The organism is Streptomyces longisporus (assembly GCF_039532765.1).
Lineage (GTDB): Bacteria > Actinomycetota > Actinomycetes > Streptomycetales > Streptomycetaceae > Streptomyces > Streptomyces longisporus.
Genome location: NZ_BAAASG010000007.1, coordinates 245898 through 272637 on the forward strand (window position 1 = coordinate 245898; position 26740 = coordinate 272637).

25 protein-coding genes are annotated in these 26740 nt (G+C 70.3%); 21 read left to right on the plus strand and 4 right to left on the minus strand.

What is annotated here, in order from left to right; all coding sequences use genetic code 11:
* Positions 1 to 30 precede the first annotated feature (30 nt).
* Together ABD355_RS12685 and ABD355_RS12690 are read left to right on the plus strand one after the other, a co-directional pair.
* A complete protein-coding gene (locus ABD355_RS12685) occupies positions 31 to 996 on the plus strand; it encodes a GlxA family transcriptional regulator (RefSeq protein ID WP_344400319.1) in 966 nt (321 codons plus the stop codon).
* 10 nt (positions 997 to 1006) lie between these two features.
* Positions 1007 to 1642 carry a DJ-1/PfpI family protein gene (locus ABD355_RS12690; RefSeq protein WP_344400320.1) on the plus strand — a complete coding sequence of 212 codons (636 nt, stop codon included), beginning with the start codon at positions 1007 to 1009 and terminating at the stop codon, positions 1640 to 1642.
* On the opposite strand, the gene ABD355_RS12695 is transcribed toward ABD355_RS12690, so the two are convergent.
* Positions 1629 to 2378 carry an enoyl-CoA hydratase/isomerase family protein gene (locus tag ABD355_RS12695; protein ID WP_344400321.1) on the minus strand — a complete coding sequence of 250 codons (750 nt, stop codon included), beginning with the start codon at positions 2376 to 2378 and terminating at the stop codon, positions 1629 to 1631. The genes ABD355_RS12690 and ABD355_RS12695 overlap by 14 nt on opposite strands.
* A gap of 245 nt (positions 2379 to 2623) precedes the next feature.
* Between ABD355_RS12695 and ABD355_RS12700 the strand changes: the two genes are divergently transcribed.
* Positions 2624 to 3136, plus strand: coding sequence for an ATP-binding protein (locus ABD355_RS12700; protein ID WP_344401195.1), 513 nt, complete (start codon positions 2624 to 2626; stop codon positions 3134 to 3136).
* Positions 3137 to 3142: 6 nt separating this feature from the next.
* Here ABD355_RS12700 and idi read toward each other — a convergent pair whose 3' ends face one another.
* From idi to galE, 3 genes are all read right to left on the minus strand, one after another.
* Positions 3143 to 3736, minus strand: coding sequence for an isopentenyl-diphosphate Delta-isomerase (gene idi, locus ABD355_RS12705; protein WP_344400322.1), 594 nt, complete (start codon positions 3734 to 3736; stop codon positions 3143 to 3145).
* A gap of 255 nt (positions 3737 to 3991) precedes the next feature.
* A complete protein-coding gene (locus ABD355_RS12710; RefSeq protein WP_344400323.1) occupies positions 3992 to 4933 on the minus strand; it encodes a cation diffusion facilitator family transporter in 942 nt (313 codons plus the stop codon).
* Positions 4934 to 5081: 148 nt separating this feature from the next.
* Positions 5082 to 6047 (minus strand): UDP-glucose 4-epimerase GalE, encoded by a 966-nt coding sequence (gene galE / locus ABD355_RS12715; RefSeq protein ID WP_344400324.1) that lies wholly within the window; start codon positions 6045 to 6047, stop codon positions 5082 to 5084.
* Positions 6048 to 6323: 276 nt separating this feature from the next.
* Here galE and ABD355_RS12720 point away from each other — a divergent pair, with 276 nt between their 5' ends.
* From ABD355_RS12720 to ABD355_RS12800, 18 genes are all read left to right on the plus strand, one after another.
* A complete protein-coding gene (locus ABD355_RS12720; RefSeq protein ID WP_344400325.1) occupies positions 6324 to 8114 on the plus strand; it encodes a DUF5941 domain-containing protein in 1791 nt (596 codons plus the stop codon).
* A complete protein-coding gene (locus ABD355_RS12725) occupies positions 8111 to 8863 on the plus strand; it encodes a phosphocholine cytidylyltransferase family protein (RefSeq protein WP_344400326.1) in 753 nt (250 codons plus the stop codon). The genes ABD355_RS12720 and ABD355_RS12725 overlap by 4 nt, the downstream gene beginning before the upstream one ends.
* The gene (locus tag ABD355_RS12730) at positions 8851 to 9912 is read left to right on the plus strand and encodes an iron-containing alcohol dehydrogenase family protein (protein WP_344400327.1); all 1062 of its coding nucleotides are present in this window, start codon (positions 8851 to 8853) and stop codon (positions 9910 to 9912) included. The genes ABD355_RS12725 and ABD355_RS12730 overlap by 13 nt, the downstream gene beginning before the upstream one ends.
* The gene (locus tag ABD355_RS12735; RefSeq protein ID WP_344400328.1) at positions 9890 to 10669 is read left to right on the plus strand and encodes a CDP-alcohol phosphatidyltransferase family protein; all 780 of its coding nucleotides are present in this window, start codon (positions 9890 to 9892) and stop codon (positions 10667 to 10669) included. The genes ABD355_RS12730 and ABD355_RS12735 overlap by 23 nt, the downstream gene beginning before the upstream one ends.
* A 5-nt stretch (positions 10670 to 10674) precedes the next feature.
* A complete protein-coding gene (locus tag ABD355_RS12740; protein WP_344401196.1) occupies positions 10675 to 11556 on the plus strand; it encodes a glycosyltransferase family 2 protein in 882 nt (293 codons plus the stop codon).
* 95 nt (positions 11557 to 11651) lie between these two features.
* On the plus strand, positions 11652 to 12581 hold the full coding sequence (locus tag ABD355_RS12745) for an ABC transporter permease (RefSeq protein WP_344400329.1): 930 nt from the start codon (positions 11652 to 11654) through the stop codon (positions 12579 to 12581).
* On the plus strand, positions 12574 to 13362 hold the full coding sequence (locus ABD355_RS12750) for an ABC transporter ATP-binding protein (protein WP_344400330.1): 789 nt from the start codon (positions 12574 to 12576) through the stop codon (positions 13360 to 13362). Before ABD355_RS12745 ends, ABD355_RS12750 begins: the two co-directional genes overlap by 8 nt.
* A gap of 401 nt (positions 13363 to 13763) precedes the next feature.
* On the plus strand, positions 13764 to 14651 hold the full coding sequence (gene hpnC / locus ABD355_RS12755) for a squalene synthase HpnC (RefSeq protein WP_425585732.1): 888 nt from the start codon (positions 13764 to 13766) through the stop codon (positions 14649 to 14651).
* Complete coding sequence (hpnD, locus tag ABD355_RS12760) at positions 14648 to 15598, plus strand: presqualene diphosphate synthase HpnD (protein WP_344400332.1); 951 nt, start codon at positions 14648 to 14650, stop codon at positions 15596 to 15598. Before hpnC ends, hpnD begins: the two co-directional genes overlap by 4 nt.
* A 35-nt stretch (positions 15599 to 15633) precedes the next feature.
* On the plus strand, positions 15634 to 15735 hold the full coding sequence (locus ABD355_RS44675; RefSeq protein WP_425585733.1) for a DUF6380 family protein: 102 nt from the start codon (positions 15634 to 15636) through the stop codon (positions 15733 to 15735).
* Positions 15732 to 17270 (plus strand): hydroxysqualene dehydroxylase HpnE, encoded by a 1539-nt coding sequence (gene hpnE, locus ABD355_RS12765; protein ID WP_344400333.1) that lies wholly within the window; start codon positions 15732 to 15734, stop codon positions 17268 to 17270. The genes ABD355_RS44675 and hpnE overlap by 4 nt, the downstream gene beginning before the upstream one ends.
* 68 nt (positions 17271 to 17338) lie before the next feature.
* On the plus strand, positions 17339 to 18403 hold the full coding sequence (locus ABD355_RS12770; protein WP_344401198.1) for a polyprenyl synthetase family protein: 1065 nt from the start codon (positions 17339 to 17341) through the stop codon (positions 18401 to 18403).
* 116 nt (positions 18404 to 18519) lie between these two features.
* Positions 18520 to 20526 (plus strand): squalene--hopene cyclase, encoded by a 2007-nt coding sequence (shc, locus tag ABD355_RS12775; protein ID WP_344400334.1) that lies wholly within the window; start codon positions 18520 to 18522, stop codon positions 20524 to 20526.
* The gene (locus ABD355_RS12780) at positions 20526 to 21167 is read left to right on the plus strand and encodes a phosphorylase family protein (RefSeq protein WP_344400335.1); all 642 of its coding nucleotides are present in this window, start codon (positions 20526 to 20528) and stop codon (positions 21165 to 21167) included. Before shc ends, ABD355_RS12780 begins: the two co-directional genes overlap by 1 nt.
* A gap of 5 nt (positions 21168 to 21172) precedes the next feature.
* Positions 21173 to 22195 (plus strand): adenosyl-hopene transferase HpnH, encoded by a 1023-nt coding sequence (hpnH, locus tag ABD355_RS12785; RefSeq protein WP_232650550.1) that lies wholly within the window; start codon positions 21173 to 21175, stop codon positions 22193 to 22195.
* A gap of 4 nt (positions 22196 to 22199) precedes the next feature.
* The gene (gene ispG / locus ABD355_RS12790; protein ID WP_344400336.1) at positions 22200 to 23357 is read left to right on the plus strand and encodes a flavodoxin-dependent (E)-4-hydroxy-3-methylbut-2-enyl-diphosphate synthase; all 1158 of its coding nucleotides are present in this window, start codon (positions 22200 to 22202) and stop codon (positions 23355 to 23357) included.
* Positions 23358 to 23384: 27 nt separating this feature from the next.
* Positions 23385 to 25319 carry a 1-deoxy-D-xylulose-5-phosphate synthase gene (dxs, locus tag ABD355_RS12795; protein WP_344400337.1) on the plus strand — a complete coding sequence of 645 codons (1935 nt, stop codon included), beginning with the start codon at positions 23385 to 23387 and terminating at the stop codon, positions 25317 to 25319.
* On the plus strand, positions 25316 to 26701 hold the full coding sequence (locus tag ABD355_RS12800) for an aspartate aminotransferase family protein (RefSeq protein WP_344400338.1): 1386 nt from the start codon (positions 25316 to 25318) through the stop codon (positions 26699 to 26701). Before dxs ends, ABD355_RS12800 begins: the two co-directional genes overlap by 4 nt.
* The last annotated feature ends 39 nt before the right edge of the window (positions 26702 to 26740 follow it).

Genomic DNA, 26740 nt, shown 5'->3' on the forward strand with positions numbered 1-26740 from the left:
CATTGCGGCCATCCGCCCGGCTGCGTGGGTATGCCGCAGCGAACCGTCCTGCTCGTCCTCTTCGACGGCGTCCAGAGCCTCGACGTCACCGGCCCCCTTGAGGTCTTCGCGGGCGCCGAACTGCACACCCCGGGCACCTACCGCCTCCGTACGGCCTCCCCGGACGGCGCCCCGGTCCGCACTTCCAGCGGCCTGACCCTCGTACCTGACCGAGCCCTCGCGGACGCGCCCGCCCCGCACACCCTTCTGGTGCCCGGCGGCCAGGGCACCCGCAGTCCGGGGCCCGACCCGCGGCTGACCGACTGGCTGCGCGAGTGCGGCCCGCGCGCGGAACGCCTCGTCTCCGTCTGCACCGGCGCCCTCCTGCTCGCGGAGGCGGGCCTGCTGGACGGGCGCCGCGCCACGACTCACTGGGCGCACTGCGACAAGCTCGCCCGCGACCACCCGTCCGTCGAGGTCGACCCCGACCCCATCTATGTGCGCGACGGTCACGTCTTCACCTCGGCCGGCGTCACCTCCGGCATCGACCTCGCGCTCGCCCTGGTCGAGGAGGACCTGGGGCGGGAGGTGGCGCTGACCATCGCCCGCCACCTGGTCGTCTTTCTGCGCAGGCCCGGGAACCAGGCCCAGTTCAGCGCGCAGCTCGCCGCCCAGACCGCCCGGCGCGAACCGCTGCGCGAGGTCCAGCAGTGGATCACCGAGCACCCGGACGGCGACCTGGACGTCGAGTCGCTCGCCGCCCGCGCCGCCCTCTCGCCCCGTCACTTCGCCCGCGCCTTCCAGGCGGAGACCGGCATGACCCCGGGCCGCTATGTCGATCGTGTCCGCCTCGAACACGCCCGCCGCCTCCTGGAGGACTCGGCCGACGGCATCGAGGAGATCTCCCGTGCCAGCGGCTACGGCACTCCCGAGGCCATGCGCCGCGCCTTCGTCAGGACCCTCGGCACCGCCCCGGCGGAATACCGCCGCCGCTTCCGGCCCGTATCCACCCGCTGAAAGGAACCCGATGCAGATCGCCATCCTGCTCTTCGACCGCTTCACCGCCCTGGACGCCGTGGGCCCGTACGAGACCCTGGGGCGCCTTCCGGACGCGGAGACCGTCTTCGTCGCCGAACGGACCGGTCCCGTCCGCACCGACACCGGCAACCTCGCGATCGTCGCGGACAAGACCCTGGCCGAGGTGGAGCACCCCGACATCGTGATCGTCCCGGGCGGCCCCGGACAGACCCCGCAGATGGAGAACGAGGCCCTCCTGGACTGGCTGCGCACCGCCGACGCCACCAGCACCTGGACGACATCCGTGTGCACGGGCTCCCTGCTGCTCGCCGCGGCCGGGCTCCTTCACGGCCGCCGCGCGACCTCCCACTGGCTGGCCCTGGACTTCCTGAAGCAGTTCGGCGCCGAGCCCACGGGGGAGCGGGTGGTCCTCGACGGCAAGTACGTCACCGCAGCCGGCGTCTCCTCCGGCATCGACATGGGCCTGACCCTCCTCGGCCGTATCGCCGGCGAGGAACACGCCCAGGCCGTACAGCTGCTGACCGAGTACGACCCGCAGCCGCCCTACGACGCGGGGTCGCCCGAGAAGGCGCCCGCGCACCTCGTCGAGGAGTTCCGCTCCAAGAGCCGCTTCATCCTGACGTAGTCCAGGTGAAGCGCGGCTGCCTGCGCTCCAGGAACGCGGCGACTCCCTCCACGGTGTCGCCGCTGCCGCGCGCCTGCTGCGCCCAGTACGCGTCCCGGTCGGTGCGCCCGTTCGCGAACTCCTTCGCCGCGGCCTGGGTGAGCTGCGAACGCGACACCAGGATCCGGGTGAACTCCGCGACCCGCTTGGCGAGTTCGCCCTGCGGCAGCACCTCGTCCACCAGGCCGGTGCGCAGCGCCCGCTCCGCGTCGATCAACTCGCCGGAGAACAGCAGGTACTTGGCCGCGGCCGGACCCACCAGCGACACCAGACGGCGGGTGGAGGAGGCCGGATACACGATCCCGAGCTTCGACGGCGTCACCCCGAACAGCGCCCCCTCCATGGCGAACCGCAGATCACAGGCCGCCGCCAGCTGCGACCCGCCGCCCACGCAGTGTCCGCGGATCGCGGCCAGCGTCGGCTTCGGGAAGGCGGCCAGGGCCTCCTCGGCCCGCACCGCGAGCCCCTGCGCCTCCTCCGGCGACCCCTGCAGCGTGGAGATGTCCGCCCCCGCACAGAACGTCGAACCCTCACCGGTCAGGACCAGCGCCCGTACTCCCGGATCCGCCGCGAGGGTGTCGAGCAGCGGCGGCAGGGCGGCCCACATCGCGGCCGTCATGGCATTGCGCTTGGCCGGGTGGTGGATGACGACGGTGGCGACCGAGTCGGTGACGCTGTGCAGCAGCTGGGGCTCCATGGCCGGATGCTAGCCGCCGCGCCGGACACCTGATCAAGAAGGGGGCGCCCTAACCCGTACAACCCGAAGAGTTCGCGAAGTCGGCTGAAGCGAGACAGGACCAGTCCCACAACTGACCGTGTCATACGCCAACGGTCATAAGTGCTCGATACCTGCTGACTTGTGTTCAGTCATCCGGAGTGCAGTGGGTCGTTCCCAACACTCGACGTGTGGTGACAATCGAGCGCAAGGGTGGCGACCGGACGATGGACAACCATGGGCGCGGGTCCGGCCCACGCCCAGAAGGCGGCGCCGACGAGCGCCGCGACCCGGGGCCGCCCGCGGACCCGCTGCCGTACGAAGGCGTCTGGCGGTTCACCGCTCCCGCCATCGAGGCCTCCGTCCCGCAGGCCCGGCACGCCGTGCGGGACCTGCTCCACCGCCAGGGGGTGCCGGTCTCCGACGATCTGGTCCACGGCCTGCTGCTGATCGTCTCGGAGCTGGTCACGAACGCCGTCCGGCACGCGGCGCTGCTCTCGCCGATGCTCGCCGTGGAGGTCGCCGTCGGCGCCGAGTGGGTGCGGGTGTCCGTGGAGGACAACCACCCCTACCGCCCGACCGCTCTGGAGACCGACCACAGCGGCGAGGGCGGCCGGGGGCTGCTCCTGGTCAGCGAGGTCGCCCGGGAGGCGGGCGGTGTGTGCGACGTCGAGCACACGTCGAGCGGCGGCAAGGTGATCTGGGCCGCCCTGCCGCTCAAACCCCTGAGGGTGCTCTGACGGAGGTCACCAGCCGGCCGACGGCCCGGTCAGCTCCCTGACGGCCGGGCGGGCCGCGTCCAGCACGGTCATGAACCAGGACGAGAAGGTGTCCTTGGCGTGCCGCTCCGCGAGCTCCACGGGCGTCACGAAGGCCGTCGCGCCGACCTCCTCCGGGTCCGGCCGCAGGGGCGACTGCACCATGCCGACGAAAAGGTGGTTGTACTCCTGCTCGACCAGGCCCGAATCCGGGTCCGGGTGGTTGTAGCGGACCGTGCCCGCCTCGGCGAGCAGCGAGGGGGACACCCCCAGCTCCTCGTACGTGCGCCGGGCCGCCGCCGCGAAGGGCGCCTCTCCGGGGTAGGGGTGGCCGCAGCAGGTGTTGGACCACACGCCGGGGGAGTGGTACTTGCCCAGGGCCCGCTGCTGCAGCAGCAGTCTGCCGCGCTCGTCGAAGAGGAAGACGGAGAAGGCGCGGTGCAGCTGCCCCGGCGGCTGGTGGGCGGCGAGCTTCTCCGCGGTGCCGATCGTGACGCCGTTCTCGTCGACCAGTTCCAGCAAAATCGCGTCTGCGGCGCCGTTCGACGAAGTGTGCGTCGCGGTAGCAGGTGTGATCGGCATACCCATCCTTCACATCGGTCTTCGCGCCCCAAGTCTGCCGTACGAATCCGGCACTCCCGGCACTTCGCGGCGCGCCCGCATGTCCCGCGCGCGGCGCGGGAACGGCCGTCACCGGTTGAAGACCGGAAGAGGGGCCCGGTAGTTGATCGTGCCCTTGGCGGTCGGCGGGGAACCGTCCGGGGCAGCGCTGTGAGGCTTAACGACGCGGGGTCACGCCGGACGGCTGCATTCCGGCCAAGCTGCGGCACACCTGCCTCAATGGCACACCCTCGCCTCGTGTTCCGCGTGCCCGCCCGGTTCCAGCTGGAAGGTGCAGTGGGCCACGTCGAAGTGGTCGCCGAGGCACTCCTGGAGCTCGTGGAGCATCTTCTCGTGGCCGATGGCGCTCAGGACGTCGGAACGCACGACCACGTGCGCGGACAGCACCGGCATCCCGGACGTGATCGTCCAGGCGTGCAGGTCGTGGACGTCCTCGACCCCGTCCAGGTCCAGGATGTGGGCCCGTACGTCCGCCATGTCGACGTCCCTGGGGGCCGCCTCCAGCAGGACGTCCAGGGTCTCGCGCAGCAGCTTCCAGGTGCGCGGCACGATCATCAGGCCGATCACGAGCGAGGCGATCGGGTCGGCGGCCTGCCAGCCGGTGGCCAGGATCACCAGCGCGGAGATGATCACGGCGAGCGAGCCGAGCGCGTCCGCGGCGACCTCCAGGAACGCCCCGCGCACATTCAGGCTCTCCTGCCGGCCACGCATCAGCAGCGTCATCGAGATCATGTTCGCGACCAGGCCGATCGCACCGAACACGATGGTCGTCCCGCCCGCGGTGTCGGCGGGCGTGACGAAACGCTGGATCGCCTCGAACAGGACGTAGCCGCCGACGCCGAGCAGCAGCAGACAGTTGGCGAGCGCCGCGAGGATCTCGGCGCGGGCGTACCCGAAGGTGCGGTTGCCGCTCGGCGGGCGGCTCGCGAAGTGGATCGCGAACAGCGACATGCCCAGGCCCAGGGCGTCGGTCGCCATGTGGGCGGCGTCCGCGATCAGCGCGAGCGAGTCGGCGAGCAGACCGCCGACGATCTCGACCACCATGACGGTGAGCGTGATCGACAGTGCGACGCGCAGCCGCCCGCGGTACGCCGCCGCGGCCGTACCGGTGGGCGGGGCATGCGAGTGCCCGTGCCCGTGATCGTGCCCAGCCCCCATGGCAGCCGCCTTCCTGTGTTGCGCCCGGGATGACAGTGAACTACGGGCGGGGGGTATCGGGCAACGCGGCACTGAACACCGTTGTCATGTGCCCTGACCTGCGGAAACGATATGCAGGTCAGGGCAGCTCAGTTCCCTTGCCGCGGTGTCACTTGCCGTGGTGCAGCAGCCAGCCCTGCCAGGCCGACTCCACCATCTCGGGCACTCCGCGCCGTGCGGTCCAGCCCAGCTCCTGTGCGGCCCGGGCGGCGGAGGCGACCGCGCGGGGCGCGTCGCCGGGGCGGCGGCCCTCGACCAGGGCCGGGCGGCGGTCGCCGGTCACCTCGCCGATGACGGTGATCAGCTCGCGGACGGAGACGCCCTCGCCGCGGCCGATGTTCACCGTGAGGTCACCGCTGCGGCCGGCGAGCCGCCGTGCCGCGGCCAGATGCGCCTCGGCCAGGTCGGCGACGTGGATGTAGTCGCGGATGCAGGTGCCGTCCGGAGTCGGGTAGTCGTCGCCGAAGATCCGCGGGGCCTCGTCGCGGGTGAGCCGGTCGAAGACCATGGGGACGATGTTGAAGACGCCGGTGTCCGCCAGCTCGGGTGCGGCGGCGCCCGCCACGTTGAAATAGCGCAGGCAGACCGTGGAGATGTCGTGTGCCAGGCCCGCCGCCCGGACCAGCCACTCACCGGTGAGCTTGGTCTCGCCGTACGGGTTCACCGGCGCGCACGGGGTGTCCTCGGTGATGAGGTCCACATCGGGGTTGCCGTAGACGGCCGCGGACGAGGAGAACAGGAACTTCCCGACCCCGGCCTCGGCGACCGCCTCCAGAAGCGTCGCGAGACCCCCGACGTTCTCCCGGTAGTAGCGAGTGGGCTGCGCCACGGACTCGGCGACCTGCTTGCGCGCGGCGAGATGGACGACGCCGGTCACCCCGTACTCGGCGAACACCCGCTTCAGCAGGTCGCCGTTGAGCGTCGAGCCCTCGACGAGCGGCACGTCCGCCGGCAGCCGCTCGGGGAACCCGGCCGAGAGGTCGTCGAGTACGACGGCACGCTCCCCGTCTCCGGTCATGGCCCGCGCCACATGGGCCCCGATGTATCCCGCTCCGCCTGTGATCAGCCATGTCATGGTCGCCCACCCTATGCCGACAGCACCCGGCGCTCCCCAATGTCCCGGATGCCTGATCTGGGCACCGCGGTTTGTCGGCGGGACCCCGGATCACCGATGATGATCGCGGCAAAGGCCAGTGGAGACGGCGTTGATCGACCCGTGAACGGGCGGTGAACTCCGCTCTCCCGGCATCCGATAGCCTCTGCCGACATGCCGCCCGCCTGGTGCAGCCAAGGGGCGCCCACCATGCACATGACCGGCGCCGGCGCGTCGGCACCCAGGGAGTGAGTTCGGTTGTCGACCGCCATCCTCACCGGTCAGCCGGTCCCCGGATCGTCGATCGAGGGCGATCTGCGGTCCCTCGGTTTCGAGGTACGGATCGCCGCCGACACCGCCGACGCCGAGACGCTGCTGGCCCAGGTCCCCGGCGACCAGCGGGTCGCCGTGGTCGACGCCCGCTTCGTGGGCCATCTGCACGCCCTGCGCCTCGGCCTCACCGACCCCCGCTTCCAGCTCGTCGCGATCCCGGGCGCCGTCACGGCCCAGCCGGCCGGCCGCCAGACCCTCACCCGTGCGATGGCCCGTGAGAACTCGGCCGACGGCGGCGGCACGGCACTCGCCGTCGACAGCCTCACCGACCGCATCGCCACCGCCCTCGACAGCGACGGCGCCGATGTGCACCGCCCGGAACTCGGCAGCCTGGTCGCCGCCGTCCCCGCAGACCCGCAGTCCCGCAACGAGGCACGGCAGGCCGTCGCGAACGTCGACGACGAGGCCGTACGTCTGAAGTCGGCCGTGAAGTCCCGGGACGGCTTCTTCACCACGTTCTTCATCAGCCCGTACTCCCGCTACATCGCCCGCTGGTGCGCCCGCCGCGGTCTGACCCCCAACCAGGTCACCACCGCCTCCCTGCTCACCGCGCTGATCGCGGCGGGCTGCGCGGCCACCGGCACCCGGGTCGGCTTCGTCGCCGCGGGCGTCCTGCTGATCGCCTCCTTCGTACTGGACTGCACCGACGGCCAGTTGGCCCGCTACTCCCTGCAGTACTCCACGCTCGGCGCCTGGCTGGACGCCACCTTCGACCGGGCCAAGGAGTACGCCTACTACGCCGGGTTGGCGCTGGGAGCGGCCCGCGGCGGCGACGACGTATGGGCGCTGGCGCTCGGCGCGATGATCCTGCAGACCTGCCGGCACGTCGTCGACTTCTCCTTCAACGAGGCCAACCACGACGCCACCGCCAACACCAGCCCCACGGCGGCCCTTTCCGACAAGCTGGACAGCGTCGGCTGGACGGTGTGGGTGCGCCGCATGATCGTGCTGCCGATCGGCGAGCGCTGGGCGATGATCGCGGTCCTCACGGCGGTCACGACACCCCGCATCACCTTCTACGTGCTGCTCATCGGCTGCGCGTTCGCGGCGACTTACACGACCGCGGGCCGGGTGCTGCGCTCGCTGACCCGCAGGGCCCAGCGCACGGACCGGGCGGCGAAGGCGCTGGCGGACCTCGCGGACAACGGTCCGCTCGCCTCCTTCCTGGGCCGTGTGACCCCCCGCCAGCTCGGCGGTCCCTTCCTGATCGCCCTCGCGGGCACGGTCGTTCTCGCCGTGTCCCTGTTCTCCGGCGTGATCTGGGCCCCCGTCGTCGGCGCCCTCGTGTTCGCGAACACCGCAGGTCAGGCTCTGCGCCGCCCGCTGAAGGGCGCCCTCGACTGGCTGGTCCCGCCCCTGTTCCGCGCCGCCGAATACGGCACCGTCCTGATCCTCGCGGCCAAAGCGGACGTGAACGGGGCGCTTCCTGCGGCTTTCGGGCTGGTGGCGGCCGTCGCCTACCATCACTACGACACGGTGTACCGCATCCGCGGCAACGCCGGAGCGCCCCCGGCCTGGCTGGTGCGCGCCATCGGGGGGCACGAAGGGCGGACGCTGCTCGTCACCGTCCTGGCCGCCGCGCTCACCGCCTCGCAGTTCAAGGTCGCGCTCGCGGTGCTCGCCGTGGCCGTCGCCCTGGTGGTGCTCGTCGAGAGCATCCGCTTCTGGGTGTCCGCTGGGGCGCCCGCCGTACACGATGAAGGAGAACCCGCATGATCGGCCTCGTGCTGGCGGCCGGCGCCGGACGCCGTCTGCGCCCCTACACCGACAGCCTTCCCAAGGCGCTGGTGCCGGTGGGGCCCGCGGGCATAGAGGGCGAACCCACGGTTCTCGACCTCACCCTCGGCAACTTCGCCGAGATCGGTCTGACCGAGGTCGCGGTCATCGTCGGCTACCGCAAGGAGGCCGTGTACGAGCGCAAGGCCGCCCTGGAGGCGAAGTACGGCCTCAAGCTCACCCTCATCGACAACGACAAGGCCGAGGAGTGGAACAACGCCTACTCCCTGTGGTGCGGGCGTGACGCCCTCAAGGACGGCGTGATCCTCGCCAACGGCGACACCGTCCACCCGGTCTCCGTCGAGCAGACGCTGCTCGCCGCCCGCGGCGACGGCAAGAAGATCATCCTCGCCCTGGACACGGTGAAGGACCTGGCCGACGAGGAGATGAAGGTCGTCGTCGACCCCGAGCAGGGCATGACGAAGATCACCAAGCTGATGGACCCGGCGGAGGCGACCGGCGAGTACATCGGCGTGACCCTCATCGAGGGCGACGCCGCCCCCGAGCTGGCCGATGCCCTGAAGGCGGTCTGGGAGACCGACCCGCAGCAGTTCTACGAGCACGGGTACCAGGAACTGGTGAACCGCGGCTTCCGGATCGACGTGGCGCCGATCGGCGACGTCCAGTGGGTCGAGATCGACAACCACGACGATCTCGCCCGCGGACGGGAGATCGCGTGCCAGTACTGACCCGGCTCATCCCCTCGCCGCTCGTCGTGGACATCCGCCCGGGTGCCCTCGACGATCTGGCCTGCGTGCTCGCCGACGAACGCATCTCGACCTCGGGTCGGCTCGCCGTCGCCGTCAGCGGCGGCTCCGGCGCCCGGCTGCGCGAGCGCATCGCCCCGACCCTGCCCGGCGCCACCTGGTACGAGGTCGGCGGCGGCACCCTCGACGACGCGGTCCGGCTCGCCGCCGACATAAAGGCCGGCCACTACGACGCGGTCGTGGGCCTGGGCGGCGGCAAGATCATCGACTGTGCCAAGTTCGCGGCGGCGCGGGTCGGCCTGCCCCTGGTCGCCGTACCGACGAACCTCGCGCACGACGGGCTGTGCTCGCCGGTCGCCACCCTCGACAACGACGCCGGCCGCGGCTCGTACGGCGTGCCGAACCCGATCGCGGCCGTCATCGACCTGGACGTCATCCGCCAGGCCCCGGCGCGCTTCGTGCGCGCGGGCATCGGCGACGCGATCTCCAACATCAACTCGATCGCGGACTGGGAGCTGTCCAACCGCGTCAACGGAGAGAAGATCGACGGCCTCGCCGCCGCCATGGCCCGCCAGGCGGGCGAGGCGGTGCTCCGCCACCCCGGCGGCATCGGCGACAACGACTTCCTCCAGGTGCTCGCCGAGGCGCTGGTCCTCACCGGCATCGCGATGTCGATCTCCGGCGACTCGCGCCCCGCCTCGGGCTCCTGCCACGAGATCAACCACGCCTTCGACCTGCTCTACCCCAAGCGGGCCGCCAGCCACGGCGAGCAGTGCGGCCTCGGCGCAGCCTTCGCGATGTATCTGCGCGGCGCGCACGAGGAGTCGGCGTACACGGCCGAGGTGCTGCGCCGGCACGGGCTTCCGGTGCTCCCGGAGGAGATCGGCTTCACGGTGGACGAGTTCGTCCGCGCCGTGGAGTTCGCCCCGGAGACCCGGCCCGGCCGTTACACCATCCTCGAACACCTCGACCTGAAAACCGACCAGATCAAGGACATCTACGCCGACTATGTCAAGGCCATCGGTAGCTGAACTCCGTCCGGTCGTCCACCCCGCAGGGGTCAAGGACCGGCGCAGCGGTGAGCACTGGATGGGACGCCTCTACATGCGTGAGGTGTCCCTGCGGGTCGACCGCTACCTGGTGAACACCAGGGTCACGCCCAACCAGCTCACGTATCTGATGACCGTCTTCGGCGTGCTCGCCGCCCCGGCCCTGCTGGTGCCCGGGATCACGGGCGCCGTGCTCGGCGTGGTCTGCGTGCAGATGTACCTGCTCCTCGACTGCGTCGACGGCGAGATCGCCCGCTGGAAGAAGCAGTACTCGCTGAACGGCGTCTATCTGGACCGGGTCGGCGCCTACCTCACCGATGCCGCCGTCCTCGTGGGCTTCGGGCTGCGCGCCGCCGACCTGTGGGGCAGCGGCCGTATCGACTGGCTGTGGGCCTTCCTCGGCACCCTGGCCGCCCTCGGTGCCATCCTGATCAAGGCCGAGACCGACCTGGTCGGCGTCGCCCGGCACCAGACGGGCAAGCCGCCGGTCCAGGAGGCCGCCGCCGAGATGCGCTCCTCCGGCATGGCACTGGCTCGCAAGGCCGCGTCCCTGCTGAAGTTCCACCGGCTGATCCTCGGCATCGAGGCGTCCCTGCTGATCCTGGTCCTGGCGATCGCCGACCAGGTGCGCGGCGACCTGTTCTTCTCCCGGCTCGGTGTCGCCGTACTCGCCGGCATCGCGCTGCTGCAGACCCTGCTGCACCTGGTGTCCATCCTCGCCTCCAGCAGGCTGAAGTGAGCGGCATGAAGGTCGGCGCGGTGATCATCACCATGGGCAACCGCCCCGACGAGCTCCGCGCCCTGCTCGACTCGGTCGCCAAGCAGGACGGCGACCGTGTCGAGGTGGTCGTGGTCGGCAACGGCTCGCCCGTCCCGGACGTCACGGAGTTCTCGTCGGTTGTCCGTACGATCGAGCTGCCCGAGAACCTCGGCATTCCCGGTGGCCGCAACGTCGGCATCGAGGCCTTCGGCCCCAGCGGCCGCGACGTCGACATATTGATGTTCCTCGACGACGACGGGCTCCTCGCCCAGCACGACACCGCCGAGCTGTGCCGCCGGGCCTTCGAGGCCGACCCGAAGCTCGGCATCATCAGCTTCCGCATCGCCGACCCCGACACCGGGGTCACCCAGCGCCGCCACGTGCCGCGGCTGCGCGCCGCCGACCCGATGCGCTCCTCCCGGGTCACCACCTTCCTCGGCGGCGCCAACGCCGTCCGTACGAAGGTCTTCGCCGAGGTCGGCGGGCTCCCGGACGAATTCTTCTACGCCCATGAGGAAACCGACCTGGCATGGCGGGCCCTCGACGCGGGCTGGATGATCGACTACCGGTCCGACATGGTGCTGTACCACCCGACGACCGCGCCCTCGCGGCACGCGGTCTACCACCGCATGGTCGCCCGCAACCGGGTCTGGCTGGCCCGCCGAAACCTTCCGGCCCCGCTGGTCCCGGTCTACCTCGGGGTCTGGCTGCTGCTCACCCTCGTCCGCCGCCCCTCGCGGCCCGCCCTGAAGGCATGGTTCGGCGGGTTCAGGGAAGGCTGGACGACTCCGTGCGGGCCACGCCGGCCGATGAAGTGGCGTACCGTGTGGCGGCTGACCCGGCTGGGCCGACCTCCGGTGATCTGACAAGCTCGTAACTGTGAGCAATCGGCCCCACCCGGGCCCAGGCTCTTGCACAAGCCCGCACAGGCTGCGCATCCCGAAGACGAAAGTTTCCACCAGTGAGTGAGACAACGCACGACGGCACGGTCGCCCAGGGTGCGGCCATGTCGCCCGACGAGGGCCTCCCGGCGAGCCGGCTGGCCGCCAAGTACGGTCTGACCGTGAGCGGCGCCCGGCCCTCCCTTGTCGAGTACGTCCGCCAGCTCTGGGACCGGCGTCACTTCATCCTCGCCTTCTCCCGGGCGAAGCTGACCGCCCAGTACAGCCAGGCCAAGCTCGGCCAGCTGTGGCAGGTGGCCACGCCGCTGCTGAACGCGGCCGTCTACTTCTTCATCTTCGGCATGCTGCTCAAGGCCAACCGCGGACTGCCGCGCGACATCTACATCCCGTTCCTGGTCACCGGCGTGTTCGTGTTCACCTTCACGCAGAGCTCGGTGATGGCGGGTGTGCGGGCGATCTCCGGCAACCTCGGCCTGGTGCGCGCGTTGCACTTCCCGCGCGCCTCGCTGCCGATCTCCTTCGCGCTCCAGCAGCTCCAGCAGCTGCTCTTCTCGATGATCGTGCTGTTCGCCGTGGCGATCGGCTTCGGCAGCATCCCGGACCTGTCCTGGCTGCTGATCCCCGTGGTACTGGCCCTGCAGTTCCTGTTCAACACCGGCCTGGCGCTGATCATGGCCCGGGCGGGCGCCAAGACCCCGGACCTCGCCCAGCTGATGCCTTTTGTGATGCGGACATGGATGTACGCGTCCGGCGTGATGTTCTCCATCCCGATCATGCTGGCCGACAAGCCGCAGTGGCTGGCGAACGTCCTGCAGTGGAACCCGGCCGCCATCTACATGGACCTGATGCGCTTCGCCCTCATCGACGGCTACGGCTCCGAGAACCTGCCCGACCATGTCTGGGTGGTCGCGGGCGGCTGGGCCGCTCTGATCGCCCTCGGCGGGTTCCTGTACTTCTGGAAGGCGGAGGAGAGGTACGGCCGTGGCTGAGCAGACCGCCCGGCAGACCGGCGAGCGGATCCCCACCGTCATCGCCGACGAGCTCCACATCGTCTACCGCGTGCACGGCGCCAAGACCGGCAAGGGCAGCGCCACCGCCGCCCTCAGCCGCATCATCAAGCGCGGCGAGGAGCGTGGGGTGCGCAAGGTGCACGCCGTCAAGGGCGTCTCCTTCGTCGCCTACCGCGGCGAGGCCATCGGCCTCATCGGCTCCAACGGCTCCGGCAAGTCGACCCTGCTGCGTGCCATCGCCGGGCTGCTCCCGGCGGAGAAGGGCCGCGTGTACACCAACGGCCAGCCCTCGCTGCTGGGCGTGAACGCGGCCCTGATGAACGACCTGACCGGCGAGCGGAACGTCATATTGGGCGGGCTCGCCATGGGCATGTCCCGCGAGCAGATCAGGGAGCGCTACCAGGGGATCGTCGACTTCTCGGGCATCAACGAGAAGGGCGACTTCATCACCCTGCCGATGCGCACCTACTCCTCCGGCATGGCGGCCCGACTGCGCTTCTCCATCGCCGCCGCCAAGGACCACGACGTCCTGATGATCGACGAGGCGCTGGCCACCGGCGACCGCAAGTTCCAGAAGCGCTCCGAGGAACGCATCCGTGAGCTGCGCAAGGAGGCCGGCACGGTGTTTCTCGTCAGCCACAACAACAAGTCGATCCGCGACACCTGCGACCGCGTCCTGTGGCTGGAACGCGGCGAGCTGCGCATGGACGGGCCGACCGAAGAGGTCATCAAGGAGTACGAGAAGTTCACCGGCAAGTAGTGCATCCGGGCCTGGACGCACCGGCCAGGACGGATCGCGGGGCCCCGCCGCAACCTCTGCGGCGGGGCCCCGCGTCTGCAAAGGAAACGTCAACTCGGTCTCGCCTTAGGAATCTTGACGCCAATCGGTGTGTTGTTGTGATGTGCAGGACACCCCAGGGAACCTCGCCGCGTTGTACAACGTAAGCTGTACCGGTCCCGAAACGCGGCAAGTGGGGCGATAACGCACGACACCCTCGGCCGGGACAGCCGCGCGGACGGCCGGGCGGCGTGTCCGAAATAGTATGCATTGGGTCGGCAGTGTAGAACGGGAGATGTGACGGCAATGGCTACGGAAACTCCCCAGCTGAACGCAGCATGTGCCGTCCCCGCCCAGGGCAGTCACCGGTGACGGGTACCGGCATGTCGCACGCCGTTGATCCGGAGCGCGACACGCTCGACAAGGCCGCGGGTGAGAACTTCCCCGTGGCACCTTTCTTCCTGCCCAGGGCCTGGCGCGCCGACCTCATGGCCGTGTACGGCTTCGCCCGCCTCGTCGACGACATCGGCGACGGCGACCTGGCCCCCGGCGGCGCCGACGCCCGTCTGCTCGGCGTGTCGCCCGAGGACGCCGAGGACCGGCTGCTGCTCCTGGACGCCTTCGAGGCCGATCTGAACCGGGTCTTCGACTCGACCCCGCACCACCCCCTGCTGCGCCGCCTCCAGCACACGGTCCGCCGCCGCTCGCTCACCCCCGAGCCATTCCACGGCCTGATCGCCGCCAATCGCCAGGACCAGCTCGTCAGCCGCTACGAAACCTACGACGACCTGCTCGCGTACTGCGAACTGTCGGCCAATCCCGTCGGCCGCCTGGTGCTGTCCGTCACCGGCACCTCGACGCCCGAACGCATCCGCCTCTCGGACGCGATCTGCACCGCCCTCCAGATCGTCGAACACCTGCAGGACGTCGCCGAGGACCTCGGCCGCGACCGCATCTACCTGCCCGCCGAGGACATGAAGCACTTCCATGTCCAAGAGGCGGATCTCGCCACGTCCACCGCGGGCGCATCGTTGCGCGCACTGGTTGCGTACGAAGCACAACGCGCCCGCGATCTCCTGAATGAAGGCGCCCCTCTCGTGGGTAGCGTCCACGGCAGGTTGAAGCTGCTGCTTGCGGGATTCGTGGCGGGGGGAAGGGCGGCGATCAAGGCGATCGCCGCCGCGGAATACGACGTATTTCCCGGCCCGCCCAAGCCCGGCAAGGTCCAGCTGCTGCGCGAGGTGGGCGTGACTCTGCGAGGAGAGGGGTGATCCGGACCGTGGAGTCGGAACAACACGTGTCCGCACCGGTACTCGCCGCCTACAGCTACTGCGAGGCCGTCACCGGACAGCAGGCCCGTAACTTCGCCTACGGCATCAGGCTGCTGCCGACGCCCAAGCGCCGCGCGATGTCGGCGCTCTACGCGTTTTCCCGGCGCGTCGACGACATCGGCGACGGCGCACTGGCCGGCGAGGTCAAGGCGGCAAGACTCGAGGACACCCGGGCGCTGCTGACCCGGGTGCGGGAGGGGTCGGTCGCCGAGGACGACATCGACCCGGTCGCCGTCGCCCTCACCCATGCCGCCGAGACCTTCCCGATCCCGCTCGACGGCCTGAACGAGCTGATCGACGGCGTGCTGATGGACGTACGCGGCGAGACCTACGAGACCTGGGACGACCTGAAGGTCTACTGCCGCTGTGTCGCGGGTGCCATCGGACGGCTCTCGCTCGGCGTGTTCGGCACCGAACCCGGGGCGCGCGGCGCCGACCGCGCGCCGGAGTACGCCGACACTCTGGGCCTCGCGCTGCAGCTCACCAACATCCTCAGAGACGTCCGCGAGGACGCCGAGGGCGGCCGCACCTATCTGCCCTCCGACGACCTCGCGAAATTCGGGTGCTCGGCCGGGTTCAGCGGGCCGACCCCACCGGAGGGCTCCGACTTCGCGGGCCTCGTGCACTTCGAAGTGCGACGGGCCCGCGCCCTTTTCGCCGAGGGCTACCGGCTGCTGCCCATGCTGGACCGGCGCAGTGGTGCCTGCGTCGCCGCGATGGCCGGCATCTACCGGCGGCTGCTCGACCGCATCGAGCGAGACCCGGAGGCCGTGCTGCGCGGCCGGGTCTCGCTGCCCGGCCGGGAGAAGGCCTACGTCGCCGTGCGCGGACTGTCAGGGCTGGACGCCCGGCATGTGACGCGGAGGACCGTCAGGAGGCGCGCCTGATGGACAAACAGGGCCAAGGTGATACCACCGGCGAAATGCGGCACGCAACCCTCCGGGCGGGGACGGCGTCCCTGACTGCAGCGGTCGGCCGTGCACGGTTCAACCACGGCGGTCGCGCAGGGGAGGGTGCACGATGAGCGACGACGGCACACGGGCCGAGGAGCCGCTCGCGGATCCGGCGGGGCGTTCCGCAAGGGACGCCGTCGTGGTCGGCGGCGGGCTGGCCGGCATCACCGCCGCACTCGCACTAGCCGACGCGGGAGTCCGCGTCACCCTGATCGAGGGCAGGCCGAGACTCGGTGGCCTGGCCTTCTCCTTCCAGCGCGGCGAACTGACCGTCGACAACGGACAGCACGTCTACCTGCGCTGCTGCACGGCCTACCGGTGGTTCCTGGACCGCATCGAGGGAACGGCGCTGGCACCGCTGCAGGATCGTCTCGACGTGCCCGTACTCGACGTGGACAAGCCCGAGGGACGGCGGCTGGGCAGGCTGCGGCGCGACGCCCTGCCGGTGCCTCTGCACCTGGGGCGCAGCCTCGCCACGTATCCGCATCTCTCGCTCGCCGAGCGGGCCAAGGTGGGCCGGGCCGCGCTCGCGCTCAAGGGGCTCGACCTCGCCGATCCGGACCTGGACACCCAGGACTTCGGCAGCTGGCTGACCGCGCACGGTCAGTCGGCGCGTGCCGTCGAGGCCCTGTGGGACCTGGTCGGGGTCGCCACCCTCAACGCGGTCGCGGGCGACGCCTCGCTGGGGCTCGCCGCGATGGTGTTCAAGACCGGTCTGCTGTCCGACCCGGGTGCGGCCGACATCGGATGGGCGCACGTCCCGCTGGGCGAACTGCATGACCGGCTGGCCCGCAAGGCGCTCGACTCCGCGGGCGTCCGTACCGGGGTCCGTACACGCGTCACCTCCATCCTCACTGACGAGAACGGGCGCTGGAGCGTTCAGGTTCCCGGAGAGACCCTCACCGCGGACGCCGTCGTGCTCGCCGTACCCCAGCGCGAGGCCCACGACCTGCTGCCCCAGGGCGCGCTGGACGCCCCGGAAAATCTCCTGCAGATCGGCACCGCGCCGATCCTCAACGTCCATGTCGTCTACGACCGCAAGGTGCTGCAGAGGCCGTTCTTCGCGGCGCTCGGCACCCCCGTGCAGTGGGTCTTCGACCGCACAGAGGCCTCCGGTCTGCGCGAGGGCCAGTACCTCGCGCTGTCCCAGTCGGCCGCGCAGGACGAGATCGACGAGCCGGTCGCCGTGCTGCGCGAGCGCTATCTGCCCGAGTTGGAACGGCTGCTTCCGGGTACGCGCGGTGCCGAAGTGAAGGACTTCTTCGTGACCAGGGAGCGCACGGCGACGTTCGCCCCCACTCCCGGCGTCGGGCGGCTGCGGCCCGGCGCCCGTACCAAAGCCCCCGGCCTCTACCTGGCCGGAGCGTGGACCGCCACCGGGTGGCCCGCGACCATGGAGAGTGCGGTCCGCAGTGGAGTGAGTGCGGCGGAGGCCGCGCTCGCCGCCCTGGGCCGGCCCCGTCCGAATCACCTCTTCGACTTCGAGGAGGCGGCCTCCTGCATCTTCCCGGGGGACGCTGTGTCCCCTGGTGGCTCCGCCACGGGCCGGGCCCCCGGCCGAAAGCTGGAGGGGACCGGCGCTTCACTGCGAGGTGGGCGCCAGTGAAGGTCGATCAGCACGCGGCAGGCCCCCGCACCCCCGGTACCGCAACAAGAGGAGAGACTGTGCCCACTGTGCCCCCGGCCGAGAAGGCCGATCGAGCGACCGCAGTGGACGTGACCGCGCTCCTGGAGCGCGGCCGGACCCTTGCCACACCGGTACTGCGGGCGGCCGTCGACCGCCTGGCCCCTCCCATGGACACCGTTTCCGCCTACCACTTCGGCTGGATCGACGCCGAGGGCAACCCCGCCGACGGCGACGGAGGCAAGGCCGTGCGCCCCGCCCTCGCGGTCCTGTCCGCCGAGGTCACCGGCGCCGCACCCGAGGTCGGCATCCCCGGCGCCGTGGCCGTCGAACTCGTCCACAACTTCTCCCTGCTGCATGACGACCTGATGGACGGCGACGAGCAGCGCCGCCACCGCGACACCGTCTGGAAGGTGCACGGCCCCGCCCAGGCGATCCTCGTCGGCGACGCCCTGTTCGCCCTCGCCAACGAGATCCTTCTCGAACTCGGCACCGTCGAGGCCGGCCGCGCCACCCGCCGTCTGACCACCGCCACCCGCGCCCTGATCGACGGCCAGGCGCAGGACATCTCCTACGAGCACCGCGACCGCGTCAGTGTCGAGGAGTGCCTGGAGATGGAGGGCAACAAGACCGGCGCCCTGCTCGCCTGCGCCTCCTCCATCGGCGCCGTGCTCGGCGGCGCGGACGACCGCACCGCCGACACCCTGGAGAAGTACGGCTACCACCTGGGCCTCGCCTTCCAGGCCGTCGACGACCTGCTCGGCATCTGGGGCGACCCCGTCTCCACCGGCAAGCAGACCTGGAGCGACCTGCGCCAGCGCAAGAAGTCCCTGCCGGTCGTCGCCGCGCTCGCGGCGGGCGGATCCGCCTCGGAGCGGCTCGGCGAGATCCTGGCCGCCGACGCCAAGAGCAGCGACTTCGAGAACTTCTCCGAGGAGGAGTTCGCCTCGCGCGCCGCCCTCATCGAGGAGGCGGGCGGCCGCGAGTGGACCGCCGAAGAGGCGCGTCGTCAGCACAACACCGCCATCCAGGCCCTGCACGCCATCGACATGCCCGACCCGGTCCGGGACCGGTTCACGGCGCTCGCCGACTTCGTCGTCGTACGAAAGAGATGATCACTATCGGTCGAATAGCCCTCGCGTAGTCGCCGGTCGGTGTCGCGGGAACACGAGCACCGGCCGACGGCGGACCCACAGCAGCACGATCTGTACGACTGCACGAAGGGGAAGCCATGACAGCGACGACCGACGGAAGCACCGGGGCCCTGCCGCCCCGGGCAGCCTCGGCCAGCGAAACCGACAGCACGAGCCCCGTGGCGGCGGGGGTACGCGAGGCCGCCGTACGCGCCGTCCAGCGCTCCACCGACTTCCTGCTGTCCCGGCAGGACGCCCAGGGCTGGTGGAAGGGCGACCTCGAGACCAACGTGACCATGGACGCCGAGGACCTGCTCCTTCGGCAGTTCCTGGGCATCCTCGACAAGGACACCGCGCACGCCGCCGCCCTGTTCATCCGCGGCGAGCAGCGTGAGGACGGCACCTGGGCCACGTTCTACGGCGGACCGGGCGAACTCTCCACCACCATCGAGGCATACGTCGCCCTGCGTCTCGCGGGTGACACGCCGGACGCCCCGCACATGGCGCAGGCCTCCGCCTGGATCCGCGAGCAGGGCGGCATCGCCGCGGCCCGGGTCTTCACCCGGATCTGGCTCGCCCTGTTCGGCTGGTGGAAGTGGGAGGACCTGCCCGAACTCCCGCCGGAGCTCATCTACTTCCCCAAGTGGGTACCGCTCAACATCTACGACTTCGGGTGCTGGGCCAGGCAGACGATCGTCCCGCTGACGGTCGTGTCCGCGAAGCGGCCGGTGCGGCCCGCGCCCTTCCCGCTCGACGAGCTGCACACCGACCCGAACCGTCCGAACCCGCCCAAGCCCCTTGCCCCGGCCGCCAGTTGGGACGGCGCCTTCCAGCGCCTGGACAAGGTGCTGCACCAGGTGCGCAAGGTCATCCCGCGCAGACTGCGCAAGGCGGCCATGAACTCCGCCGCCCGCTGGATCATCGAGCGGCAGGAGAACGACGGCTGCTGGGGCGGTATCCAACCGCCGGCCGTGTACTCGGTGATCGCCCTGTACCTGCTGGGCTACGACCTCCAACATCCGGTGCTGCGCGAGGGGCTGGCGTCGCTGGACCGTTTCGCCGTGTGGCGCGAGGACGGGGCCCGGATGATCGAGGCCTGTCAGTCGCCCGTGTGGGACACCTGCCTCGCCACCATCGCGCTCGTCGACGCGGGCGTGCCCGCCGACCATCCGCAGCTGGTCAAGGCCGCCGACTGGATGCTCGGCGAGGAGATCGTCCGGCCCGGCGACTGGGCCGTCAGGAGACCCCAACTGCCGCCCGGCGGCTGGGCGTTCGAGTTCCACAACGACAACTACCCCGACATCGACGACACCGCCGAGGTGGTCCTCGCGCTGCGCCGCGTCAAGCACCACGACCCCGAGCGGGTGGAGAAGGCGATCGGGCGCGGGGTGCGCTGGAACCTCGGGATGCAGTCGAAGAACGGGGCGTGGGGCGCCTTCGACGTCGACAACACCAGCCCCTTCCCCAACCGGCTCCCGTTCTGCGACTTCGGCGAGGTCATCGACCCGCCGTCCGCCGACGTGACCGCGCACGTGGTGGAGATGCTGGCCGTCGAGGGCCTCGCCCACGACCCGCGCACCCGGCGCGGCATCGAGTGGCTGCTCGCCGAGCAGGAACCGGACGGCTCCTGGTTCGGGCGCTGGGGGGTCAACTACGTCTACGGCACCGGATCGGTCGTACCGGCCCTCGTCGCGGCCGGATTCCCCGGCTCCCACCCCGCGATCCGGCGGGCCGTGGCCTGGCTGGAGTCGGTGCAGAACGACGACGGCGGCTGGGGCGAGGACCTGCGCTCCTACAAGTACGTCGAGGAGTGGAGCGGCAGGGGCGCCTCCACCGCCTCGCAGACGGCCTGGGCGCTGATGGCCCTGCTGGCCGCGGGGGAGCAGGACTCCAAGGCCGTCGAGCGCGGTGTGGAGTGGCTCGCGGCCACCCAGCGTGAGGACGGTTCCTGGGACGAGCCGTACTTCACCGGGACCGGCTTCCCCTGGGACTTCTCGATCAACTACCACCTCTACCGGCAGGTCTTCCCGCTGACCGCACTCGGCCGCTACGTCAACGGCGAACCCTTCTCCAGGAAGCCTCTCGCCGAGGCCGAGGGGGGCTGATGAGCACCCGGCCCGCCCCGGCCCCGCTGCTGATCGCCTGCGCGCTCGGCATCGAGCACCTCGCCCTGCGCGCCGGCGACCGCGGCGGGGCCGGCGGGCCCGTCACCCTGCTCCGTACGGGCATGGGGCCCAAGGCGGCCGAGCGCTCCGTCACCCGGATGCTCGCGGACCCGGCCTGGAGCGGGGCCGCCGTGCTCGCCACCGGCTTCTGCGCGGGACTCGCCCCCGGCATGCACCCCGGGGACCTGGTCGTCGCCGAGGAGACCCGGGGCCCGGACGGAACCGTTCCGTGCGTGGGGACCGACCTGCTCGTCAAGGAGCTCGGGCGCGCGGTGCCCGGGCGCACCGTCCACACCGGTCCCGTCACCGGCTCCGATCATGTCGTGCGGGGTCACGAACGGTCGGATCTGCTCGCGACCGGCGCAATCGCCGTCGACATGGAGTCCGCGGCGACGCTTCTGAGCGCCGTGCGCACCGGCGTGCGCCCGGTTGCGGCCGTGCGGGTGGTCGTGGACGCTCCTGAACATGAACTTGTTCGAATCGGCACGGTACGCGGTGGAATATCAGCTTTCCGTGTCCTACGTGCCGTACTTCCATCTTTCTTCGAATGGCACCGTTCTTTGCTGCTCCCCAGGAGGTGAGCCAGATGGCCATGCCGCTGCGTCAGTCCATCAAGGTCGCTACGTACTTGGCTGAACAGAAGCTCCGCAAGCGGGACAAGTTTCCGCTGATCGTGGAGCTGGAACCGCTCTTCGCGTGCAATCTGAAGTGCGAGGGCTGCGGCAAGATCCAGCATCCGGCGGGTGTGCTCAAGCAGCGCATGCCGGTCGCACAGGCCGTCGGGGCGGTCCTCGAATCCGGTGCCCCCATGGTGTCCATCGCGGGCGGCGAGCCCCTGATGCACCCTCAGATCGATGAGATCGTGCGGCAGCTGGTGGCGAGGAAGAAGTACGTCTTCCTCTGCACCAACGCGATGCTGCTGCGCAAGAAGATGGACAAGTTCAAGCCCTCTCCTTATTTCGCCTTCGCCGTGCACATCGACGGGCTGCGTGAGCGGCACGACGAGTCGGTGGCGAAGGAGGGCGTGTTCGACGAGGCCGTGGAGGCGATCAAGGAGGCCAAGCGGCGGGGCTTCAGGGTCACCACCAACTCGACCTTCTTCAACACGGACACCCCGCAGACCATCATCGAGGTGCTCAACTTCCTCAACGACGACCTCAAGGTCGACGAGATGATGATCTCACCCGCCTACGCCTACGAGAAGGCGCCCGACCAGGAGCACTTCCTGGGCGTGGAGCAGACCCGCGAACTGTTCAAGAAGGCCTTCGCGGGCGGCAACCGCCGGAAGTGGCGGCTGAACCACTCCCCGCTGTTCCTCGACTTCCTCGAGGGCAAGGTGGACTTCCCGTGCACCGCCTGGGCGATCCCCAACTACTCGCTCTTCGGCTGGCAGCGCCCCTGCTATCTGATGAGCGACGGGTACGTGCCGACGTACCGCGAACTCATCGAGGACACCGACTGGGACAAGTACGGCCGCGGAAAGGACCCGCGCTGCGCCAACTGCATGGCGCACTGCGGCTACGAGCCCACCGCCGTCCTCGCCACCATGGGGTCCCTGAAGGAGTCCCTGCGCGCGATGCGCGAGACGGTCTCCGGAAACCGGGAGTGACACGATGACCGCCATCTCCTTGGGCGTCCCCGAGGTACCGGCCCGGCCGATCGCCGAGCGGCGCCTGTCGCGGCAGATCCATGTCGGGCCGGTGGCGGTCGGGGGCGGGGCCCCGGTGTCGGTGCAGTCGATGACGACGACCCGTACCTCGGACATCGGCGCCACCCTGCAGCAGATCGCCGAGCTCACCGCCTCCGGCTGCGAGATCGTGCGGGTCGCCTGTCCCACGCAGGACGACGCGGACGCCCTCGCGACCATCGCCCGCAAGTCGCAGATCCCGGTGATCGCGGACATCCACTTCCAGCCGAAGTACGTGTTCGCGGCGATCGAGGCCGGGTGCGCCGCGGTGCGGGTGAACCCCGGCAACATCAAGAAATTCGACGACCAGGTCAAGGAGATCGCGCGGGCCGCCAAGGACCACGGCACGCCGATCCGCATCGGCGTGAACGCCGGGTCTCTGGACAAGCGGCTGCTGCAGAAGTACGGCAGGGCGACTCCCGAGGCGCTCGTCGAGAGCGCACTGTGGGAGGCGTCGCTCTTCGAGGAGCACGACTTCCGGGACATCAAGATCTCGGTCAAGCACAACGACCCGGTCGTGATGATCGAGGCGTACAAGCAGCTCGCCGCGCAGTGCGACTACCCGCTGCACCTCGGAGTGACGGAGGCCGGGCCCGCCTTCCAGGGCACGATCAAGTCGGCGGTCGCCTTCGGGGCACTGCTCTCGCAGGGCATCGGCGACACCATCAGGGTCTCGCTCAGCGCCCCGCCCGCCGAGGAGGTCAAGGTCGGCCTGCAGATCCTTGAGGCCCTGAACCTCAAGCAGCGGCGCCTGGAGATCGTCTCCTGCCCGTCCTGCGGCCGCGCCCAGGTCGACGTCTACAAACTGGCCGACGAGGTCACGGCCGGCCTCACGGGCATGGAAGTCCCCTTGCGGGTAGCCGTGATGGGTTGTGTGGTCAACGGCCCGGGTGAGGCGCGGGAGGCGGACCTGGGTGTCGCCTCCGGCAACGGCAAGGGGCAGATCTTCGTCAAGGGCGAGGTCATCAAGACCGTACCCGAGTCGAAGATCGTGGAGACCCTCATCGAGGAGGCGATGAAGATCGCCGAACAGATGGAACAGGACGGTACCGCGTCGGGGGAGCCGGCCGTCACCGTGAGTTGAACAGCACGGACCGAAGGGGGCCCGAGCGTGACGATTCTGGAGAACATCCGGGGACCACGCGACCTGAAGGCGCTGTCCGAGACGGAGCTTCGCGAACTGTCCGAAGAAATCAGAGAGTTCCTGGTGCACGCGGTGGCCAGGACCGGCGGGCACCTCGGGCCCAACCTGGGGGTGGTGGAGCTCTCCATCGCGCTGCACCGGGTCTTCGAGTCGCCCGTCGACCGTATCGTCTGGGACACCGGCCATCAGAGCTATGTGCACAAGATCCTGACGGGCCGTAAGGACTTCTCCAAGCTGCGCGGAAAGGGCGGCCTGTCCGGCTATCCCTCGCGCGAGGAGTCCGAGCACGACATCGTCGAGAACAGCCACGCCTCCACGGCCCTCGGCTGGGCCGACGGACTCGCCAAGGCCCGCCAGGTGCAGGGAGAGAAGGGACACGTCGTCGCGGTCATCGGCGACGGCGCCCTCACCGGCGGCATGGCCTGGGAGGCGCTGAACAACATCGCGGCCGCCAAGGACCGCCCGCTGATCATCGTCGTCAACGACAACGAGCGCTCGTACGCGCCGACCATCGGAGGCCTCGCCAACCACCTGGCCACCCTGCGCACCACCGACGGCTACGAGAAGGTGCTCGCCTGGGGCAAGGACGTGCTGCTGCGCACGCCGGTCGTGGGCAACACCATCTACGAATCGCTGCACGGCGCCAAGAAGGGCTTCAAGGACGCGTTCGCCCCGCAGGGCATGTTCGAGGACCTGGGCCTGAAGTACGTCGGCCCGATCGACGGACACGACATCGGAGCCGTCGAGTCCGCGCTGCGGCGCGCCAAGCGCTTCCACGGACCGGTCCTCATCCACTGCCTGACGGAGAAGGGCCGCGGCTACGAGCCGGCCATCGCCCACGAGGAGGACCACTTCCACACCGTCGGCGTGATGGACCCGCTCACCTGCGCGCCCCTCGCCCCCGCAGGCGGCCCTTCGTGGACCTCGGTGTTCGGAGACGAGATCGTCGCGATCGGCGAGGAGCGGAAGGACGTCGTCGCGATCACGGCGGCCATGCTGCACCCGGTGGGGCTCGGGAAGTTCGCCGCCCGCTTCCCGGACCGGGTGTGGGACGTCGGCATCGCCGAGCAGCATGCGGCCGTGTCCGCGGCCGGCCTTGCGACCGGCGGTCTGCACCCGGTCGTCGCCGTCTACGCCACCTTCCTCAACCGTGCCTTCGACCAGCTGCTGATGGACGTGGCGCTGCACCGCTGCGGGGTGACGTTCGTGCTGGACCGGGCCGGTGTCACCGGCGTCGACGGGCCTTCCCACAACGGCATGTGGGACATGTCGATCCTCCAGGTCGTGCCGGGGCTCAGGATCGCCGCGCCACGCGACGCCGACCAGTTGCGGGCGCAGCTGCGGGAGGCCGTCGCCGTCGACGACGCGCCGACGCTGGTCCGCTTCCCGAAGGAGTCGGTGGGGCCCGAGATCCCGGCGGTCGACCGGGTGGGCGGCCTCGACGTCCTGCACCGCGGCCCGGACACCCCCGATGTGCTGCTGGTCGCCGTCGGCGTGATGGCGCCCGTCTGCCTGCAGGCCGCCGAGCTGCTGGAGGCGCGCGGCATCTCGTGCACCGTCGTCGACCCCCGCTGGGTCAAGCCCGTCGACCCGTCGCTGCCGGGGCTGGCCGCCGAGCACCGGCTGGTGGCCGTGGTCGAGGACAACAGCCGTGCGGCCGGAGTCGGCGCGGCGGTCGCGCTGGCGCTCGGTGATGCCGAAGTCGACGTCCCGGTACGCCGGTTCGGCATCCCGGAGCAGTTCCTCGCGCACGCCAAGCGCGGGGAGGTGCTGGCCGACATCGGCCTCACGCCGGTCGAGGTGGCCGGACGGATCAGCGCGAGCCTCGCCGTCAAGGAGGCCGAGGACACCCTGGCCGTCAAGGAACAGCTGGACGGCACAGTCAAGGAGAAGGCTGAATGACCAAGGAGTTCGACCTCGGCGCACTCCTGGCCGAGCGCGGAGCCGAGCGCTACGAGCTGCACGGGAAGTACCTGAACCACCAGCTCCCGCGCATGCTGCACACCATCGGCTTCGACAAGGTCTACGAGCGCGCCGAGGGCGCCCACTTCTGGGACGCGGACGGCAACGACTACCTGGACATGCTCGCCGGGTTCGGGGTGATGGGTCTGGGCCGCCACCACCCCGTCGTCCGCAAGGCGCTGCACGACGTCCTCGACGCCTCTCTCGCCGACCTCACCCGCTTCGACTGCCAGCCGCTGCCCGGGCTGCTGGCGGAGAAGCTGCTCACGTACAGCCCGCACCTGGACCGGGTGTTCTTCGGCAACAGCGGCACGGAGGCGGTGGAGACCGCGCTGAAGTTCGCCCGCTACGCCACCGGGAAGCCGAGGATCCTGTACTGCGACCACGCCTTCCACGGCCTGACCACCGGCTCCCTCTCGGTCAACGGCGAGGACGGCTTCCGCGACGGTTTCGCCCCGCTGCTGCCCGACACGGCCGTACCGCTCGGCGATCTCGACGCCCTGGCGCGGGAGTTGAAGAAGGGCGACGTCGCCGCCCTGATCGTCGAACCGATCCAGGGCAAGGGCGTGCACGAGGCCCCGCCCGGCTATCTGCGGGCCGCGCAGGAGCTGCTGCGCAAGCACAAGGCGCTGCTCATCGCCGACGAGGTGCAGACGGGCCTGGGCAGGACCGGGGACTTCTACGCCCACCAGCACGAGGAGGGCGTCGAGCCGGACCTGGTGTGCGTGGCCAAGGCGCTCTCCGGCGGCTATGTGCCCGTCGGCGCCACCCTCGGCAAGGACTGGATCTTCAAGAAGGTGTACTCGTCGATGGACCGGGTGCTGGTCCACTCGGCGAGCTTCGGGTCCAACGCCCAGGCCATGGCGGCCGGTCTAGCCGTGCTGTCCGTCATGGAGAACGAGCAGGTCGTCGCCCACGCGCGGGTGACCGGAGAGCAGCTGAAATCCCGGCTCACCGCGCTGATCGACAAGTACGAGCTGCTCGCGGACGTCCGCGGCCGGGGCCTGATGATCGGCATCGAGTTCGGCAGGCCCAAGTCACTGAAGCTGCGCAGCCGCTGGACCATGCTGCAGGCCGCGCGGAAGGGACTGTTCGCGCAGATGGTCGTGGTACCGCTGCTGCAGCGGCACCGGATCCTCACCCAGGTCTCCGGCGACCACCTGGAGGTGATCAAGCTGATCCCACCCCTGATCATCGGCGAGCAGGACGTGGACAGGTTCGTCGACGCGTTCACCGCCGTCATGGATGACGCGCACAGCGGCGGCGGCCTGATGTGGGACTTCAGCAAGACGCTGGTGAAGCAGGCGGTCGCCAACCGGTAGACCAACAGCGGTATTGCCTCTGAGGCAAGAAATTTGCCG